The organism is Gillisella vitis (assembly GCF_021559775.1).
Classification (GTDB): domain Bacteria; phylum Pseudomonadota; class Alphaproteobacteria; order Rhizobiales; family Rhizobiaceae; genus Allorhizobium; species Allorhizobium ampelinum.
On sequence record NZ_CP056047.1, the window covers coordinates 1,063,354 to 1,080,396 of the forward strand.

The window sequence follows — 17,043 nt, forward strand, 5'->3', positions numbered from 1 at the left end:
GTAATTGGTGGCGTCGTATGCAAAACGCCACGATATAAGCGATGCTTGACATACAGGCGTATGCGAACCGAAAGCGATTGCCGGTAGCTTCACGATGATAAGACTGATTGGATATCTCTTCGGATTGGCTTCCGTTGCCGCGCTTGTCGCGGCAGCCGCTGCTGCCATCTATCTGACGACCATTACCAAGGATCTACCTGATTACGAGGTATTGAGCCGGTATGCGCCGCCGGTGATGACCCGCGTCCATGCCGGTAACGGCGCGCTGATTGCCGAATATGCCCATGAACGGCGGCTGTTCATGCCGATCCAGGCCATTCCCGATCGTGTGAAGGCGGCTTTCTTGTCGGCGGAAGACAAGAATTTCTACACCCATCCCGGTGTCGATATCTGGGGTCTTGGCCGCGCCATCCTGGTGAACTTGCAGAATTTCGGCTCCGGTCGCCGTCCCGTCGGCGCTTCGACCATCACCCAGCAGGTCGCCAAGAACTTTCTTCTGTCGTCCGACCAGACCATGGACCGCAAGATCAAGGAGGCCATTCTCTCCTTCCGCATCGAGCAGGCCTATTCCAAGGACAAGATCCTTGAGCTTTATCTGAACGAGATTTTCTTTGGCCTGAATTCCTATGGTATCGCTGCGGCGGCTCTGACCTATTTCGACAAGCCGGTCACCGAACTGACCATTGCCGAAACCGCTTATCTTGCTTCTCTGCCTAAAGGCCCGGCCAATTACCATCCCTACCGTCATACCCAGGCTGCTATCGAGCGCCGAAACTGGGTTATCGACCGGTTGGTGGAAAACGGTTTCGTCAGCCAGGCCGATGGCGACACTGCTAAAAAGGAAGACTTGGGCGTCAACCTGCGGCGCGGTGGCGGGAATGTGTTTGCCTCGGATTATTTCTCCGAAGAAGTGCGCCGTCAGATTATCGATAAATACGGCACCAAGTCCCTTTATGAAGGGGGGCTTTCCGTACGCACCTCGCTCGATCCAGAGCTACAGGTCGCCGCCCGCAAGGCGCTTCAGGATGGTTTGCTGAGCTATGACGAACGGCGTGGCTATCGCGGTCCGATCACCCATATCGATATGGGGTCCGATTGGGGCGTGCCGCTGGCCGATGTGGCCAGCCTTGCCGACGTGCCGGAATGGGAAGTCGCGGTCGTACTCTCTACTTCCAAGACCGAGGTGCAGATCGGTCTGAAACCGGATCGTGACGGCGCGGGCAAAGTCGTGCCGGAGCGTCTGACAGGCACCATCAAGGCCGACGCCATGGACTGGGCTTATCGATCGGGACGCGGCGACCGCAAGACGGCCAAATCGCCTGACGGTGTCTTGCAGCCCGGTGACGTGGTCTATGCCGAGAAGATCGGCGCCGATACCTCCACCAATTATCGCCTGCGGCAGCCGCCGAAAGTCCAGGGCGGTTTTGTTGCCATGGACCCGCATACGGGCCGCGTTCTGGCTCTGGTTGGCGGTTTCTCCTACGCTCAGTCGGAATTCAACCGTGCGACACAGGCCATGCGTCAGCCGGGTTCGTCCTTCAAGCCGTTTGTTTATGCGGCGGCGCTGGATAGCGGCTATACGCCTGCCTCCGTGGTGCTGGATGCACCGGTGGAATTCGTGTCCGGCGGCGAAGTCTGGCGGCCGCAAAACGACGGTGGCGGTTCCATTGGTCCGGCAACGCTGCGCTTTGCCATCGAGCATTCGCGCAATCTGATGACGGTGCGTCTGGCCAATGACATGGGCATGAACCTGGTGGCCGAATATGCCGAGCGCTTCGGCATTTATGATCATATGCAGCCCGTGCTGTCCATGTCTCTCGGGGCAGGGGAAACCACCGTCATGCGCATGGTCTCCGCCTATGCGGTGATCGCCAATGGCGGCAAGCAGATCAAGCCGACCCTGATCGACCGGATCCAGGATCGCTACGGCAAGACGATCTTCAAGCATGAAGAACGGATTTGCGAAGGCTGCAATGCCGACGAATGGCACAATCAGGATGAGCCGGTTCTGGCCGATAACCGGTTGCAGGTGCTAGACCCGATGACGTCCTATCAGATCACCTCGATGATGCAGGGCGTCATTCAGCGCGGCACGGCCTATGGCAAGATCAAGCTGGACCGCGACGTGGCGGGCAAGACCGGCACCACCAACGACGCGAAGGATACATGGTTCGTCGGCTTCACCCCGAATATCGTCGCCGGTGTTTATATCGGTTACGACAATCCGACCCCGATGGGCCGGGGCGCGACGGGGGGCTCGATGTCAGCACCTGTATTTAATGAATTCATGCAGACCGCAGTGAAGGGCACACCGCCCAGCAAGTTCAAGGTGCCTGACGGTATGCAGATGATTGCCGTCAACCGCAAGACCGGCATGGCGGCGGTCGTGGGCGATCCGGATACGATTGTTGAGGCCTTCAAGCCCGGCACCGGCCCGGCCGACAGCCTCTCGGTGATCGGCATGGACAGCAATATGCAGCCGGATGAGATCATGAAAAGCTCGCCGCAGGTCAACCAGGCCGTTCAGTCCGGGACGCCCGGCCTGTTTTAACAGAACGATCAAGCTTGTCGCCATGCCCCGGACTTTACTTCCGGGGCATCGGCAATTATGGACCGGGCACGATATCGAAAAACAAGATTCCGAGAAAAGGACCCATGCGTAACGAAATCGAAAATGTCGTCGACGAAATCAAGCAGGCCATAAGCCTGCTGAGGAGGCATCTTTGACTGGGATCAGGCGGTAAGACGACTGGACTGGTTGAACAACAAGGCAGAGGACCCCAACCTCTGGAACGACGCGGCTGAGGCCCAAAAGCTGATGCGCGAGCGCCAGCAGTTGGAAGACAGCATTGCCGGCGTGCGCCGTCTCGAACAGCAGATGAAAGATAATATCGAGCTGATCGAGATGGGTGAGGAAGAGGGCGACGAGAGCATCGTCAAGGAGGCCGAGGAAGGCCTGAAAGCCCTCAAGGCCGAATCCGGTAAATTGCAGGTCGAAGCCATGCTGTCGGGTGAAGCCGATGGCAATGACACCTATGTCGAAGTGCATTCAGGTGCTGGCGGCACGGAAAGCCAGGACTGGGCCAACATGCTGTTGCGCATGTATACCCGCTGGGCTGAGCGCAGTGGCTTCAAGGTAGAATTGCTGGAAGTGCATGACGGCGAAGAAGCTGGCATCAAGTCGGCCACCATCCTGGTCAAGGGCCATAATGCTTATGGCTGGATGAAGACCGAATCGGGCGTGCATCGCCTGGTGCGCATTTCGCCCTATGACAGCAATGCACGGCGCCATACATCGTTTTCCTCCATTTGGGTCTATCCGGTGGTGGATGATTCGATCCAGATCGACATCAACGAAAGCGATTGCCGTATCGATACCTATCGCTCCTCTGGTGCGGGCGGTCAGCACGTCAACACCACGGACTCGGCGGTGCGAATCACCCATATTCCAAGCGGTATTGCAGTCTCCTGCCAGCAGGAACGGTCGCAGCACAAGAACAAGGCCAAGGCCTGGGACATGCTGCGCGCCCGTCTCTACGAAGTCGAGCTGAAGAAACGCGAGGAAGCCGCCAATGCCGAGGCAGCGTCCAAGACTGATATCGGTTGGGGTCACCAGATTCGCTCCTACGTGTTGCAGCCCTATCAGTTGGTCAAGGATCTGCGCACTGGTGTCGAAAGCACGGCGCCCGACGACGTCCTGAACGGCGACATCAGCCCCTTCATGGAGGCCGCTCTCGCCCATCGCATCAGCGGCAGCGCCGATGCTGTTTCCGATATCGACTGATGTCTGGCCATGTTCTGCGGTTCTTGTGCCGCGCCTGTTGCACGCAGTGAAATGCAAACCGTCTGAGCTTCTGTTCAGGCGGTTTTTTTGTATAATGATTGTCGGATCGTGAGCAAAAGGAAAGCACCTCATGCCGACATGGACTGAAATCGTCAAAGCCAATGTCGAGCATTATGGCGATCTGGTCGCTGGAATTGATCCATCGCTGGGCGATGTTCCCGCCGTCTTCGAGAATGGCAATGGATGCTGGATCGAAGACTATGTGGACTTTCTTCTCGACACGATCGAGGGGCATGTCGGCTTCGTCAAGTTCCAGTCGGCTTATTTCGAGGCTCGCGGCATCAACGGCTTGAAGGCTCTGTCTATGGGTATGGCACGAGCGCGGGCGTCGGGCATTGGCGTTATCCTCGATGCAAAGCGTGGCGATATCGGCGCAACGGCGTCAGCCTATGCGAGGGCTTATCTGGTTCCCGGCGCTGAAGGGGGAAGCGGTGACTTCGAGGCGGATTGCCTGACCGTCAATCCGCTGATGGGACCCGACACGCTTGCGCCCTTTGTCGAGGCCGCGCAGGCGCATGGCAAAGGCCTGTTTGTCCTCTGCCGCACGTCCAATCCGGGCGCAGGCTGGCTACAGGACAAGATGACGGGCAACCAGCTTATTTCGGACCGGCTGGCGGGGCTGATTGGTGGTTTTATACCTGACACGATTGAGGACGGTGATCTCAGTGCCATTGGGGCGGTCATCGGTGCTACGGTTCCTGCCGAAGGCCGTCGCCTTAGACAATTTATGCCCCGTTCGATCATTCTTGCACCGGGATTGGGTGCGCAAGGCGCTGATCCGCTGGCCATCCACTCCTTGCGTGGAACCGTACCCGGTGACTTGCTGGTCCCCGTGTCTCGTGGCCTGACGAAGGTTGAAGACAGAAGCCTTTCCCTGGGGGCGTATGCCGAGTTGATCCTCGGCAGGCTGGACAGTTTCAAGCAGTCCATTGCCTATGATTACAGCCGGCCAAGGAGCAGAGCGGTCTGATTGCGCTCAGTGGCTTTCACGCTCGACCTGGATTTCGCCGAATTCATCGACCACCACCGTCCAGCTCTCCGGATCGTTCGAGCGGGCGTCTTGCTTCAGATAGACCATTGCCGAAAGGCCAAAGCCGCGATTAACCCCGGAGGGATCTTCGCTGCGAATATCGGTGACATAGGCATGCAGATCGGTGATTTCCTGCAATTCCACGGTGTCGATAATCTGTGGCCCTTGATCGGTAACGGAAATCTGGCTGAGGAAAACCTTGGCGGTGCGATCCGGCTGGCGCAGGGCGTAGAGCCGGTAATAGCCGCGCCGTGTCCCATCCTTACTTGCGTCGATGACGCCGGGGCTTTTGACGATGCCGGTGCTGTTTGCCGTGCCGGGATCCTCCCAATAGCCACCGCTGATCAGGAATGTCACGGCGGGCGGCACCGTTTCGGCTTCCTGTGCCAAAGCAATGCTGTTCGTGAACAAAAAGGGGAGGGTGCAGACCATCAGTGCCACGGCAAAAGCGGTGGCGGATGCTGAAAAATCCAGGCGTCCCTTCATCTGCATCGGTTCACTCCGGCTTACGCCCTTTGTGCTGCACAATATGTTTCAATTGGCAAATTGCTCGGCGAGGATTCGTTCCGACCAGGAATGATCGGGGTCCGACAAGATCCGCGCAGTAATATCCTTGGCCTGTTCGATCTGGACGGTGAGCACCGACTTGACCTCGATATTGTCGGCGACGGCATTCACCGGTCGCTTTCGCTCCTCCAAAACCTCGATCATCACTGTGACCCGGTCGGGAAGCAAGGCGCCACGCCAGCGCCGGGGCCGAAACGGGCAGACGGGGGTAAGTGCCAGGAGAGGCGCATCGAGCGGCAGAATCGGGCCGTGGGCGGAAAGATTATAGGCGGTGGAGCCGACCGGTGTCGCCACCATCAGCCCATCGCAGATCAGCTCATCAAGGCGCTCTTGCCCGTCGATCAGTACCCTCAGTTTCGCCGCCTGATAGGACTGCCGCAGCAACGACACCTCGTTGATGGCAAGCGCCACGGTTTGCGTGCCGTCTTCGCTGAGTGCGGTCATTTTCAGGGGATGAAAATCATTCTCGGTAGCGATGGCGATTCGCTCCGGCAGGTCTTCCACCCGGTAATCATTCATCAGGAAGCCGACGCTGCCCCTGTTCATGCCATAGATCAGCCGCCCAGAATTCATCGTGTCATGCAGGTTTTGCAGCATGAAGCCATCGCCGCCCAGCACGACCAGCACATCAGCCTCTTCGGGTGGCGTGTATCCGTAGGTGCGAATCAGCTCTTCGCGGGATGCAAGCGCCTCCGGGGTGTTCGTTGCGACGAAAGAAAGCGACCGGAAGGAACGCGCCATGCGAAAAAACCTGTTGGAAAGGGCCTTCTTCGTACATGATAAACTCACCCTGCGCCAAGTTTTTTCGCGTTGTTAAAACCCTGGAAATCCGGGTTGCGGACGGGGAACGCGATGGATCTCCTTGAGGAGACGCGGCAGTTCTAAACCAGACCCAGCCAGATCTGGCTTGAGCCATCCTGCATCACGCTTTTTCATCATAGCCTCTTTACAGCGCGGAAAAATCTGGTAGTCAGACGCCACTGCCCTTGTAGCTCAGTTGGTAGAGCACCTGATTTGTAATCAGGGGGTCGCGGGTTCGAATCCTGCCGGGGGCACCATTCTTTCACAACAATTCCATCGTTTGAGCTGCCGATCCTAGGATCGGCGCAGCTGCGGCTTTCTTCAAAGCCCGCCGGGTGCGATAAACGCGAAATAAGCCCAGGTGAGCGCGAAAGCCGCGACAATACAGAGAACAACCACCAGTTTGCGCAGTCCCGGGCGCGGTTGCTTCGGCGGTACGGGTTTTCTGAATTTTATGACATTGTCGCTCATGGGTGCCTCCTCTCATGGGCTATGATTCAGCCATGCATGATCGGCGGCATTTATTTCACGCAAAGCTTGCGGCATGGTTACGATGGACCAGAAAATCAGCGGACCGGGAATCGGTGGATGTGACAGTCGGTGACGGCCATGAACGGGATGGCATCGCCTGGCCACGGATACAAAGAAATCCCCGCCGCTTCACAATGCGCCGGGGATTATTCAAAGATATTTGTCAGGCCATTCCGGCAGGATCACCAATTGGCAGCAAAGGCGGGCTCGGCACCGGATCATTCGGATTTTTGGTGTCGCCCTGATCCTGGATTGGCGGTTTTACCGCTCCATCCTGCTTACGGTCTGGAATACCGGGCGTACCCTGCGGGCCGCGTGGTGCGCCATCTGGTCTTTCGGGAATTGTGGTTGGCATGGTTATCCTCCTTCTTGTGTTCATAAGGACAACCATAGGGCTGGGCATTGGTTCCGAAGATTTTGTCGTCTCGCCAAATGTCAAACTTACCACGATGCTATCAGCATGCAGTATTGGCGTATGACCGGGCGGGAATGATGGGCGATGCCTCGGAGGCACTATTCTCTGGGATGCATTCCTGAAAAGACTTGGGATATCGTCGGTTCCGAGGTCGAGGACAGGGGAACCGACGCTCTGATGTTAGCTTTGGCGCAGCAGGAATTGGCGCGAGGCATAGAGGGCGATAGCCGCCGCATTTGACACGTTCAGCGATTTGATTTCACCGGGCATGTCGAGCCGCGCCAGTGCGTTGACCGTGTCACGGGTCTTTTGGCGCAGGCCCTTGCCTTCGGAACCAAGCACCAACGCCAGCTTGTCACCACTGAATGTCTCTTCCAGCGGGCGTGGCCCTTCCGAATCGAGCCCGATGGACACGAAACCGAGCTTGTGCAATTCGCCCAGCGCCTCGGCGAGATTGGTGATCTGGATATAAGGGATCAATTCCAGCGCACCGGAGGCTGATTTTGCGAGTACACCCGATTCGGTTGGGCTGTGGCGCATGGTGGTGATCACTGCGCCAGCACCGAAGGCGACGGCGGTGCGCATGATTGCCCCGACATTATGCGGATCAGTCACCTGGTCGAGCACCAGCAACAGCGGGCTTTCCTTCAGCGCTTCAAGACGGCGAGGCGGCAGTGGCCGGGTCTCCAGCATGACGCCCTGATGAATGGCTTCCGGCCCCAGATGCTTGTCGAGATCCTGCGGCGTGACGATTTCCACAGGAAAGGGCAGGGCATCGACCGGGCCGATTTCCAGCCGTACAAGCGCATTCTGGGTCAGTGACAGCTTGATCGGCTTGCGTTCGGGATTGTTGAGGGCGGCGCGCACCGTGTGCAGGCCATATAAAAATACCTGGTCGGGGGCGATCGGCGGCGGTGTCCAATCGGCGTTGGACTTGCGCCGTTTTTGCGGTTGCGGGGTGGGAATCTCGCCGCGCTCACGCTTTGCATCCCGCACCTGACGGCGCAAAGTTGCATAGTGGCTGTCGCGGTCGGACGTGTCGTTTGGGTTATCTTTGCTCATGGCGCCTTATAGCGGGCTTGCGTGCCAGGGGATAGAGACCCCGGGTTTGCCGGGATGCCTGAACGAGGAAAAAACATGAAAATTTTCCGTCTAAGGCGTGTTGACATCTCCGTTTCGGGCCGTCATATAGCCGCCACGGAACGCGGTGAGCCAAGCTTGAAAGCGAAGTTCGACGCTCCGGGATAGTAAGCTTGGTTGCTTGATCCGGTCGAAATACTGGAGGGATGCCCGAGTGGTTAAAGGGGACGGACTGTAAATCCGTTGGCTCAGCCTACGTTGGTTCAAATCCAACTCCCTCCACCATTTCGCACCTGGATCTAAAACCGCCGCGGGTATAGCTCAATGGTAGAGCAGCAGCCTTCCAAGCTGAATACGCGGGTTCGATTCCCGCTACCCGCTCCAACTCCTCATCTCTTAACAGATCAGAAAGCCTCAAAAGGCCAGGAAATGCGGGTGTTTTCGAACCCCGGCTGTCTCACGGTGTCGCTCAGGATACCGTCACAGCACAAGATTTTGTCGGTATTCCTGTTCGCTGACATCCTTGGTTGAAGAAGTCGGATACATGGAGTGGTGAATGAGCAACGGCTTCGATCGGGAATTTCAGAGGTTATCGAACCTCGCCAAGCAGTATGGGTATGCAGCCTGCGTCTTGAACAAAGAGATCCACCGGCAGCATACCTCTACCGCCGATAGCCGACCGCCTGTCGAGCACGATGCCTTCACATACCTTTGGGTGCCGTCACTTCAGCTATCGGCCCACGCACTCGAATGCATGGTCAAGGCATGCGCCTATCTCAACGGTGTTAAGCCGCCTCGATCCGCGAAAGACGGACACGACCTGAACGCGATGCTAAGTCAGCCTTATGGGGGAATGCTGCGTGGCCGCTTGCTCGCTAACGCGGAGATTGCTGCTGAGGCACTGAGACAGGACGGAGCATACGACTTGTCCACCCACGACCAACTTGGTTTTTTCGACCCAGCCAACTGGCTCGAAGCGGCAATATCTCACCTCGGTAATCTGCATTTCCAAGGTGGCAGCATGCTCCGCTATGGAAGCGATAACGCCGATGAGAAAGCACCGTCATCTCCCCTGTTGGCTGATGCAGTCTATCTGACAACCCAAGATTTGGGACATGCGAAGCATATGTTCGTGAGCAAGCCCGATGTTCTTGGCGCAGGTCCTGGCTGAGCAAATCCGATACCGTCAAATGGTCTTCGTCACCCCACCATTTCATAAATCGCTAATGTGCAATTGATTCCCGCTGCCGAATGACCTCGGCGGCGGGCTAACTCGTTGCATTCACAAGATAATTGTGGATGCCCTCAGAGGGCATTTGCCGTCTCAACGCGGCTCATATAGGCATCCTAAATGCTCACTAATTTGGCGGTCCCGGTGACGGTATCGTGGAAATGGAGGAGTAAAAAACCTAATGATTACAAAGACCTATACTGAAATATAGATTCTCGCTACCCGCTCCAGCTTTTCATACTTTCTTTCAGCTGGTTCCATATATGCGATCTGTGCCGTTATCACGCGCATTTGCAGGAATTGCGCTGCTGGACACCCCCGCAAAGCACCTGCTTTGGGCCATGCGCATTTATGGCTTGCGCAATCGGACCGAAAGCCTTAAACGGCGGCACTAAACCGGTTCGCCGCGTCAACCTTTTACGTTCACAGGAAGCATTCAAATGGCAAAGAGTAAGTTTGAGCGCAACAAGCCGCACGTTAACATCGGCACGATCGGCCACGTTGACCACGGCAAGACGTCGCTGACGGCAGCAATTACGAAGTATTTCGGTGAATACAAGGCGTATGACCAGATCGACGCTGCTCCGGAAGAAAAGGCCCGCGGGATCACCATTTCGACGGCGCACGTCGAATATGAAACGCCTGCCCGTCACTACGCTCACGTTGACTGCCCCGGCCACGCCGACTACGTCAAGAACATGATCACCGGTGCAGCGCAGATGGACGGCGCGATCCTGGTTTGCTCGGCAGCTGACGGCCCGATGCCGCAGACCCGCGAACACATTCTTCTGGCTCGCCAGGTTGGCGTTCCCGCCATCGTCGTGTTCCTGAACAAGGTTGACCAGGTTGACGACGAAGAGCTTCTGGAGCTGGTCGAACTGGAAGTGCGCGAACTTCTGTCGTCCTACGACTTCCCGGGCGACGATATTCCGATTGTCAAGGGTTCGGCTCTGGCTGCTCTGGAAGACAGCAACAAGAAGATTGGCGAAGACGCGATCCGCGAACTGATGGCGGCAGTTGACTCCTACATTCCGACGCCTGAGCGCCCGATCGACCAGCCGTTCCTGATGCCAATCGAAGACGTGTTCTCGATCTCTGGCCGTGGTACGGTTGTGACGGGTCGCGTTGAGCGTGGTATCGTCAAGGTTGGCGAAGAAGTCGAAATCGTCGGCATCCGCGCCACCTCGAAGACGACCGTTACCGGCGTTGAAATGTTCCGCAAGCTGCTCGATCAGGGTCAGGCTGGCGACAACATTGGTGCCCTGGTTCGTGGCGTACAGCGCGATGGCGTTGAGCGCGGTCAGATCCTGTGCAAGCCCGGCTCTGTCAAGCCACACAAGAAGTTCATGGCAGAAGCCTACATCCTGACGAAGGAAGAAGGCGGCCGTCATACACCGTTCTTCACCAACTACCGTCCGCAGTTCTACTTCCGCACGACGGACGTTACCGGTATTGTTTCCCTGCCGGAAGGCACGGAAATGGTTATGCCTGGTGACAACGTCACGGTTCAGGTTGAACTGATCGTTCCGATCGCCATGGAAGAAAAGCTGCGCTTCGCGATCCGCGAAGGTGGTCGTACCGTCGGCGCCGGCATCGTCGCTTCGATCATCGAATAATGATTTCTTCCCTTAGGGGATGAAATGGAACCCCGCTGGCAACAGCGGGGTTTTTGCGTTTAGGACGTTACGGTTGAACTGATTACGTTTCTAAGGAGCCGCCTTCCTCAAATTGGACGCTATTGCGATGGAGACCATGAGAAAATCTGCAAAACGGCAAGCCGTACTGCAAATTCTTGGTGGCTAATGCAGTTAAGCGCTTGGTTCTCTTGTCCGCAGCGGTCCCTATCCTTTAAAAGAAACAGACGTACAATTTCAGGAGTTGCGGTGTTGGACAACAAGCTTCAGATTTTCATTGGCTTCGATACAAAGGAAGTCGTGGCCTATCATGTGCTCGCGCAGAGCATTCTTGAACATTCGTCCATTCCCGTCGCCTTCACACCCATCGTCCTCGACAATCTGGCCGGTATTTTCACGCGCGAGCGCAATCCACTGCAATCGACGGAGTTTTCCTTCTCCCGGTTTCTCGTGCCTTATCTGAGCGATTACCAGGGCTGGAGCATGTTCATGGATTGCGACATGCTGGCGCGCGCCGATCTCGCCGAGCTTTGGGCATTGCGCGACGACCGCTACGCCGTGATGTGTGTCAAGCATGACTACCAGCCAAAGGTGGAAACCAAGTTTCTCGGTCAGACTCAGACCAAATACGAAAAGAAGAACTGGTCGAGCGTCATGCTGTTCAATAACGCCAAATGCACGGCGTTGACCAAGGATTACGTCAACACCGCAACCGGTCTGCAACTGCATCAGTTCAAATGGCTTGAAAATGATGACCTGATCGGTGGGCTGCCACTGCATTGGAATTATCTGGTCAACGAATATGACCATGACCCGGCCGCCAAGATCGTCCATTTCACCGATGGCGGCCCTTATTTCGACCAATACAAGAATGACGATTACGCAGAAGAGTGGTTTGCTGCCCGCGAACGCATGCTGCACGTCACGCAGAGCCTGTGACCATGACAGTCCAGAACGGCAGCGGGCGCCCCACGACCGCTAGCATCCAGGCCTTTGCGGACTGGCAGGCGTTGCTCGGCCGTTTCACTCACATTGTCCTCGTCGCCAACAGCGAGGAGGCCAATGTGGACAGGCTGCGGCGCGAACTGCCACAAACTGCCTTGTTCGTTTTTTTCAATAAGGTCTACAAGATTCTCGACAAGCCGTTCGATCGCCCGTCTCTGCTGGTGGCGCGCAGTGGTTCGGTCGGCGCCAACATCGTTTACCGCAAGGAAGTCAAGAATGTGCTTGGCTATTTTCCGGGCGATGAATTTCTGGGCGTGATGAATGTCAGGGCCCATCCTGGCGAATTGTTCAGTGATGCGACAAAATTCGAGGGGGCTGCGGTCGGCCATCTGGATCTCTCCAGCCATTTTTCCAGTTTTTACCCTGAAGATCATATTCCGACCAGCGGTTTTGCCTTGGTCTTGTGGCTGAGTGAGCACCTGCCCGAAAAGACCATCCTGTTGGATGGATTTTCAGCGCGGCGCAGTGAGAAGTGGAAAGTCTTTCATCTGCATGATTGGACATTCGAACAAGTCGTGCTGCGATTGTTCATCCATTCCGGCAAACTGGTCGCGCCAGGGGCAGCCGAAAAAAATGCTTATGCTGCGCTACTGCAACGATTTCCGGACTTGAGCGAGGGGGCGGTTGCGCTGTCTGCTGCTGACGTGCTGGCCAGCCGCCTTGAAGGGTCAAACAAGGAAATCGATAAGCTGATTTCCGTCACCAAGATCCTGCGGTGGTTTTATCAGCTCTCCAAAAAGCTGAAGCCGAAAACCAGAAAACAGCGATTGAACGCCAAAAAGGCGAAGAGTTGATCAAAGCCTTGTCATGCTGCAACGCAAAAACGTGACTTGCGGCTGCGAGAGCTGCCCTGTAACATAGTGATATAACTATCTACACCGTCCCGCTTTGCCTGGGGCCGAGCCCACCCTGAACACATAAAGATGCGTCTATGATTCGTCTGATGTGCGCGGTTGCGATTGCGCCTTTTTTGATTCTACCATTTGCCTGGGTTGGCAAGGCTGCCGACTTTGGCCGACCGCTGATCTGGAACGTCTCACGCAACGGCACGAGCGGCGTTGCTATTCAAACCGGCGTTCAGTTGCGTAATGCCTTTGAACCGAAAATAGGTGTCGATACCTCTGTTATCGCCACCAAGAGCGGGCAGGTGGATCAATCCACACTGCCGTTACGGCTTTGGGGGCGGGTGCGGCTGGAAGGGAGCGACAAAACGAATGGGCCTGCGACCTACCTCAATACCAGTTTCACGCCCGCAACGGGTGCATCCAGCCTGTCGATGGAACGCGCCTGGAACTGGACACTGACGCCTGATTTCACGCTTGGCTCGACGCGCATTATCCAGGTGCGCCGGGTCAGTGGTGATGGGGCGGGGCTATCGGCAAGCCAGCGGCTGGATTTGTCCATGCCGGATTGGTCGGCGTCGCTTTACAGCGAGGCGGGTATCGATCAGCTTGATGCGACGACGACGGGGTCTGTCGGTATTGAGAAAAAGGTTTTCGGCGATGTTGGTCTTTCCGCCGCGATGACCAATCTGCTCGATGCACCTTCGACGACCTTCCGGGCGAGCTATAGTCGTCACTGGTAGGAAAATGGTATTTTGTCCTGAATGTGCAAAAAACCCTCTTGCCAATCGTCACCGACCGTCTTAAACGGAGCGCCAAGCAACGGACGGGATCGCCATCGGCGCATCACTCGGACGTGCAGATAGGGGTATAGCTCAGTTGGTAGAGCGGCGGTCTCCAAAACCGCAGGTCGTAAGTTCGAGCCTTACTGCCCCTGCCATTTTTCACACAGTGTTGGAATTGATTTTTTCGGCTGGTGGGTTTTGGCGTTGTAGAATTTGTTTAAATGTCGGTTTTGCCCTTGTTAAAGTGAGAATCGGCGTTTATGTAACACTCAAACAGACACGCGGTGCGTGGGGCTGATCTTTTCAGCTTTACGTGCCGTAAATGCGTGGGCATTAGATGGCATCGAAGACTAATCCATTTGCGTTTTTGCAGCAGGTTCGCTCCGAAACGTCCAAAGTCACCTGGCCGTCGCGCCGCGAGACTGTGATCTCGACGCTGATGGTGTTGGCCATGGTGATTTTTGCCTCGCTGTTTTTCTTTGCGGCGGATCAGGTTATCGGCTGGGTTTTGAGCCTTGTCCTGAATCTCGGCAATTAACAGGACGGGAACGAACATGGCTGCACGTTGGTATATCGTCCACGCATATTCGAATTTTGAAAAGAAGGTTGCGGAATCGATCGAAGAGAAGGCTCGTCAGAAGGGTCTTGGACATCTCTTTGAAAAGATTCTCGTTCCGACCGAGAAGGTCGTCGAGGTTCGTCGGGGCCGCAAGGTGGACAGTGAGCGCAAATTCTTCCCCGGCTATGTGCTGGTGCGGGCGAATTTGACCGATGAGGTCTACCACCTGATCAAGAATACCCCGAAGGTCACGGGCTTCCTGGGTTCCGACAATAAGCCGGTTCCGATTCCTGACTATGAGGCTGATCGGATTCTCGGTCAGGTTCAGGAGGGGGTGGAGCGTCCCAAGTCCTCGCTGTCCTTCGAGATCGGCGAGCAGGTTCGCGTTTCCGACGGTCCTTTTGCATCCTTCAACGGTGTTGTTCAGGATGTCGATGAAGAGCGGTCGCGCCTTAAGGTCGAAGTGTCGATCTTCGGCCGCGCTACACCGGTCGAGCTTGAATACAGTCAGGTCGAAAAGGTCTGATTGCTGCGGGAGGGAAACCTCCCGTTTCGCGTGGGAGTGCGGCGGTCTCTTAAGCCGGACCGTTCATACGCACCACGCAACCGCAGCCGCCGGCATGTCCGGCATGAGTGGGCCGGGCAACCGGTCTGATAGAAAGGCAGAGAGAAATGGCTAAGAAAGTTGCAGGCCAGCTCAAGCTTCAGGTCAAGGCAGGATCGGCTAACCCGTCCCCGCCAATCGGTCCTGCGCTTGGTCAGCGTGGCGTAAATATCATGGAATTCTGCAAGGCGTTCAATGCCGCTACGCAGGAAATGGAAAAGGGCATGCCGATCCCGGTCGTCATTACCTATTACCAGGACAAGTCCTTCACCTTCATCATGAAGCAGCCGCCGGTGACTTACTGGTTGAAGAAGGAAGCTAAGATCCAGTCCGGTTCTAAGACTCCGGGCAAGGGTGGAAAAGCTGGTACTATCACTAAGGCTCAGGTTCGCACGATCGCTGAAGCCAAGATGAAGGACCTAAATGCTGCCGACGTTGATGGCGCTATGGCAATGGTTGAGGGTTCTGCCCGCTCCATGGGCCTGGAAGTGGTAGGTTGATCATGGCAAAGCTTGCAAAGCGTATTCAGAAGATCCGCGAAGGCGTTGATCCCACCAAGCTGGTTGCTCTGTCCGACGCCATTTCGATGGTCAAGGAACGTGCCGTTGCCAAGTTCGATGAAACCATCGAAATCGCTATGAACCTGGGCGTTGACCCGCGTCACGCCGACCAGATGGTTCGTGGCGTTGTCAATCTGCCGAACGGCACTGGCCGCGACGTTCGCGTTGCCGTCTTCGCTCGTGGCGCAAAGGCTGATGAAGCCCGTGCAGCTGGCGCAGAAGTCGTTGGCGCCGAAGACCTAGTCGAAATCGTCCAGGGTGGCAAGATCGACTTCGACCGTTGCATCGCAACGCCTGACATGATGCCGCTGGTCGGCCGCCTCGGTAAGGTTCTCGGCCCGCGTGGCATGATGCCGAACCCGAAGGTTGGCACTGTGACCATGGACGTTGCTGGCGCTGTTAAGGCATCCAAGGGCGGCGCTGTCGAGTTCCGCGTTGAAAAGGCTGGTATCATCCATGCCGGTATCGGCAAGGCCTCGTTCGAAGCCAAGGCTCTTGAAGAAAATATCAAGGCTTTCGCTGACGCCGTCATCAAGGCAAAGCCTGCTGGCGCCAAGGGTAACTACGTCAAGCGCGTAGCGATCTCCTCGACCATGGGTCCTGGCGTCAAGATCGACCCTTCGTCGGTCACAGCTTAATTTTTCGGGGTGTTCCACCCCGTATTCAAGAATTCCCGGTCCTTCGGGGCCGGGAATGTCCGGTTTTATAACCGGATTTCCTGTCCGAGATTGTGGGCGGTCGCAAGGCCTTAATATCCTGCCTGCATGAGACGGGTAAGACCCGAAATTCTTCACGGACGCCAAGGCGTTACGGAAGTGTCGGTTCGAGCCTTGTGTGCCTTGTGCCTGACGCCTTCGGGTGACAGTGCGGGGGGACAGGATCCTCAAGCGTCGCTTGGGATCTGACGAGTTTAGATCCCTTGAGGCAAAGGCAAACCCGATGGGGCCTGCAGGATTGCGGTCCCGTCTACTGGAGACAGACAGTGGAAAGAGCGGAAAAACGCGAATTCGTCACAGAACTGAACGAAGTCTTCAAGGCTTCTGGTTCGGTTGTTGTGGCCCACTATGCTGGTGTCACGGTTGCGCAGATGAACGACTTCCGTTCAAAAATGCGCGCTGCTGGCGGCACCGTCAAAGTCGCGAAGAACCGTCTGGCCAAGATCGCTCTTCAGGGCACGGAGTCGGAAGGGATGACAGATCTCTTCAAGGGCCAGACGCTGATTGCTTACAGCGTCGACCCGATCACGGCTCCGAAAGTCGTCATGGATTTTGCCAAGACCAACGACAAGCTCGTTGTTCTCGGTGGTTCCATGGGAACAACCACGCTCTCCGTGGATGCAGTCAAGTCGCTTGCGACCCTGCCTTCGCTGGACGAGCTGCGTGCAAAGCTGGTCGGCATGATTCAGACCCCGGCTACTCGCATCGCAGGCGTTGTTCAAGCACCGGCAGCTCAGCTTGCTCGCGTGTTTGCGGCTTATGCCAAGAGGGACGAAGCCGCGTAAGGCGGTTTTTCGCTGTTCATACCCAAACCAGTTCGTTTCGAACCGAACACTGAT

The 17,043-nt window shown here is 56.4% G+C and carries 18 protein-coding genes and 4 tRNA genes; 17 read left to right on the forward strand and 5 right to left on the reverse strand.

Annotation, left to right across the window (positions count from 1 at the left end; genetic code table 11):
• Positions 1 to 94 precede the first annotated feature (94 nt).
• From AVCG78_RS04895 to pyrF, 3 genes are all read left to right on the forward strand, one after another.
• Positions 95 to 2,551, forward strand: coding sequence for a penicillin-binding protein 1A (locus tag AVCG78_RS04895; protein WP_071204418.1), 2,457 nt, complete (start codon positions 95 to 97; stop codon positions 2,549 to 2,551).
• Positions 2,552 to 2,655: 104 nt separating this feature from the next.
• A protein-coding gene (prfB, locus tag AVCG78_RS04900) for a peptide chain release factor 2 (RefSeq protein ID WP_139191396.1) occupies positions 2,656 to 3,784 on the forward strand; the annotation gives its coding sequence in 2 pieces (ribosomal slippage) (positions 2,656 to 2,724 and positions 2,726 to 3,784; 1,128 coding nt in all).
• Between the two features lie 130 nt (positions 3,785 to 3,914).
• Positions 3,915 to 4,814, forward strand: coding sequence for an orotidine-5'-phosphate decarboxylase (pyrF, locus tag AVCG78_RS04905; RefSeq protein WP_071585274.1), 900 nt, complete (start codon positions 3,915 to 3,917; stop codon positions 4,812 to 4,814).
• A gap of 6 nt (positions 4,815 to 4,820) precedes the next feature.
• Here pyrF and AVCG78_RS04910 read toward each other — a convergent pair whose 3' ends face one another.
• Both AVCG78_RS04910 and AVCG78_RS04915 read right to left on the reverse strand, forming a co-directional pair.
• On the reverse strand, positions 4,821 to 5,366 hold the full coding sequence (locus AVCG78_RS04910) for a hypothetical protein (RefSeq protein ID WP_234665076.1): 546 nt from the start codon (positions 5,364 to 5,366) through the stop codon (positions 4,821 to 4,823).
• A gap of 42 nt (positions 5,367 to 5,408) precedes the next feature.
• On the reverse strand, positions 5,409 to 6,182 hold the full coding sequence (locus AVCG78_RS04915) for an NAD kinase (protein WP_041696464.1): 774 nt from the start codon (positions 6,180 to 6,182) through the stop codon (positions 5,409 to 5,411).
• A gap of 241 nt (positions 6,183 to 6,423) precedes the next feature.
• On the opposite strand from AVCG78_RS04915, the gene AVCG78_RS04920 reads away from it, so the two are divergent.
• A tRNA-Thr gene (locus tag AVCG78_RS04920) sits at positions 6,424 to 6,499 on the forward strand.
• 64 nt (positions 6,500 to 6,563) lie between these two features.
• Here AVCG78_RS04920 and AVCG78_RS04925 read toward each other — a convergent pair.
• From AVCG78_RS04925 to rlmB, 3 genes are all read right to left on the reverse strand, one after another.
• The gene (locus tag AVCG78_RS04925) at positions 6,564 to 6,713 is read right to left on the reverse strand and encodes a hypothetical protein (RefSeq protein ID WP_174089660.1); all 150 of its coding nucleotides are present in this window, start codon (positions 6,711 to 6,713) and stop codon (positions 6,564 to 6,566) included.
• A gap of 223 nt (positions 6,714 to 6,936) precedes the next feature.
• Positions 6,937 to 7,128 (reverse strand): hypothetical protein, encoded by a 192-nt coding sequence (locus AVCG78_RS04930; RefSeq protein ID WP_041696466.1) that lies wholly within the window; start codon positions 7,126 to 7,128, stop codon positions 6,937 to 6,939.
• Positions 7,129 to 7,368: 240 nt separating this feature from the next.
• Positions 7,369 to 8,250: a 23S rRNA (guanosine(2251)-2'-O)-methyltransferase RlmB gene (gene rlmB, locus AVCG78_RS04935; protein ID WP_015915720.1), complete on the reverse strand. Its 882-nt coding sequence runs from the start codon at positions 8,248 to 8,250 to the stop codon at positions 7,369 to 7,371.
• A 218-nt stretch (positions 8,251 to 8,468) separates the two neighbouring features.
• Here rlmB and AVCG78_RS04940 point away from each other — a divergent pair.
• From AVCG78_RS04940 to rplJ, 13 genes are all read left to right on the forward strand, one after another.
• Positions 8,469 to 8,553, forward strand: a tRNA-Tyr gene (locus AVCG78_RS04940).
• A 25-nt stretch (positions 8,554 to 8,578) separates the two neighbouring features.
• Positions 8,579 to 8,652: transfer RNA gene (locus AVCG78_RS04945), tRNA-Gly, on the forward strand.
• 172 nt (positions 8,653 to 8,824) lie between these two features.
• Positions 8,825 to 9,439 carry a hypothetical protein gene (locus AVCG78_RS04950; RefSeq protein ID WP_071204423.1) on the forward strand — a complete coding sequence of 205 codons (615 nt, stop codon included), beginning with the start codon at positions 8,825 to 8,827 and terminating at the stop codon, positions 9,437 to 9,439.
• Between the two features lie 500 nt (positions 9,440 to 9,939).
• Positions 9,940 to 11,115 (forward strand): elongation factor Tu, encoded by a 1,176-nt coding sequence (gene tuf / locus AVCG78_RS04955; RefSeq protein WP_015915721.1) that lies wholly within the window; start codon positions 9,940 to 9,942, stop codon positions 11,113 to 11,115.
• A gap of 267 nt (positions 11,116 to 11,382) precedes the next feature.
• Positions 11,383 to 12,072, forward strand: coding sequence for a glycosyltransferase family protein (locus AVCG78_RS04960; RefSeq protein ID WP_071204425.1), 690 nt, complete (start codon positions 11,383 to 11,385; stop codon positions 12,070 to 12,072).
• 2 nt (positions 12,073 to 12,074) lie between these two features.
• Complete coding sequence (locus AVCG78_RS04965) at positions 12,075 to 12,932, forward strand: 3-deoxy-manno-octulosonate cytidylyltransferase (protein ID WP_071204427.1); 858 nt, start codon at positions 12,075 to 12,077, stop codon at positions 12,930 to 12,932.
• Positions 12,933 to 13,069: 137 nt separating this feature from the next.
• Positions 13,070 to 13,723, forward strand: a complete 654-nt coding sequence (locus AVCG78_RS04970) for a hypothetical protein (protein ID WP_071204429.1) — start codon at positions 13,070 to 13,072, stop codon at positions 13,721 to 13,723.
• A gap of 121 nt (positions 13,724 to 13,844) precedes the next feature.
• Positions 13,845 to 13,920 (forward strand) — tRNA-Trp (locus tag AVCG78_RS04975).
• 182 nt (positions 13,921 to 14,102) lie between these two features.
• Positions 14,103 to 14,303 (forward strand): preprotein translocase subunit SecE, encoded by a 201-nt coding sequence (secE, locus tag AVCG78_RS04980; protein WP_015915725.1) that lies wholly within the window; start codon positions 14,103 to 14,105, stop codon positions 14,301 to 14,303.
• 16 nt (positions 14,304 to 14,319) lie between these two features.
• The gene (gene nusG, locus AVCG78_RS04985) at positions 14,320 to 14,850 is read left to right on the forward strand and encodes a transcription termination/antitermination protein NusG (RefSeq protein WP_015915726.1); all 531 of its coding nucleotides are present in this window, start codon (positions 14,320 to 14,322) and stop codon (positions 14,848 to 14,850) included.
• Positions 14,851 to 14,996: 146 nt separating this feature from the next.
• Entirely contained in the window at positions 14,997 to 15,428 is a 432-nt protein-coding gene (gene rplK, locus AVCG78_RS04990) for a 50S ribosomal protein L11 (RefSeq protein WP_015915727.1), read from the forward strand.
• A gap of 2 nt (positions 15,429 to 15,430) precedes the next feature.
• Positions 15,431 to 16,126, forward strand: a complete 696-nt coding sequence (rplA, locus tag AVCG78_RS04995; protein ID WP_015915728.1) for a 50S ribosomal protein L1 — start codon at positions 15,431 to 15,433, stop codon at positions 16,124 to 16,126.
• A gap of 344 nt (positions 16,127 to 16,470) precedes the next feature.
• On the forward strand, positions 16,471 to 16,989 hold the full coding sequence (gene rplJ, locus AVCG78_RS05000) for a 50S ribosomal protein L10 (protein ID WP_071204432.1): 519 nt from the start codon (positions 16,471 to 16,473) through the stop codon (positions 16,987 to 16,989).
• The last annotated feature ends 54 nt before the right edge of the window (positions 16,990 to 17,043 follow it).

Excerpts from the sequence above, each read along its gene's own strand:
- AVCG78_RS04915 (WP_041696464.1), bottom strand. The coding sequence starts at position 6,182 with ATGGCGCGTTCCTTCCGGTCGCTTTCTTTCGTCGCAACGAACACCCCG.
- tuf (WP_015915721.1), top strand. The coding sequence starts at position 9,940 with ATGGCAAAGAGTAAGTTTGAGCGCAACAAGCCGCACGTTAACATCGGC.
- pyrF (WP_071585274.1), top strand. The coding sequence starts at position 3,915 with ATGCCGACATGGACTGAAATCGTCAAAGCCAATGTCGAGCATTATGGC.
- rplA (WP_015915728.1), top strand. The coding sequence starts at position 15,431 with ATGGCAAAGCTTGCAAAGCGTATTCAGAAGATCCGCGAAGGCGTTGAT.
- AVCG78_RS04910 (WP_234665076.1), bottom strand. The coding sequence starts at position 5,366 with ATGCAGATGAAGGGACGCCTGGATTTTTCAGCATCCGCCACCGCTTTT.
- rlmB (WP_015915720.1), bottom strand. The coding sequence starts at position 8,250 with ATGAGCAAAGATAACCCAAACGACACGTCCGACCGCGACAGCCACTAT.
- nusG (WP_015915726.1), top strand. The coding sequence starts at position 14,320 with ATGGCTGCACGTTGGTATATCGTCCACGCATATTCGAATTTTGAAAAG.
- rplK (WP_015915727.1), top strand. The coding sequence starts at position 14,997 with ATGGCTAAGAAAGTTGCAGGCCAGCTCAAGCTTCAGGTCAAGGCAGGA.
- AVCG78_RS04965 (WP_071204427.1), top strand. The coding sequence starts at position 12,075 with ATGACAGTCCAGAACGGCAGCGGGCGCCCCACGACCGCTAGCATCCAG.
- AVCG78_RS04970 (WP_071204429.1), top strand. The coding sequence starts at position 13,070 with ATGATTCGTCTGATGTGCGCGGTTGCGATTGCGCCTTTTTTGATTCTA.
- AVCG78_RS04925 (WP_174089660.1), bottom strand. The coding sequence starts at position 6,713 with ATGAGCGACAATGTCATAAAATTCAGAAAACCCGTACCGCCGAAGCAA.
- AVCG78_RS04895 (WP_071204418.1), top strand. The coding sequence starts at position 95 with ATGATAAGACTGATTGGATATCTCTTCGGATTGGCTTCCGTTGCCGCG.
- secE (WP_015915725.1), top strand. The coding sequence starts at position 14,103 with ATGGCATCGAAGACTAATCCATTTGCGTTTTTGCAGCAGGTTCGCTCC.
- AVCG78_RS04930 (WP_041696466.1), bottom strand. The coding sequence starts at position 7,128 with ATGCCAACCACAATTCCCGAAAGACCAGATGGCGCACCACGCGGCCCG.
- AVCG78_RS04950 (WP_071204423.1), top strand. The coding sequence starts at position 8,825 with ATGAGCAACGGCTTCGATCGGGAATTTCAGAGGTTATCGAACCTCGCC.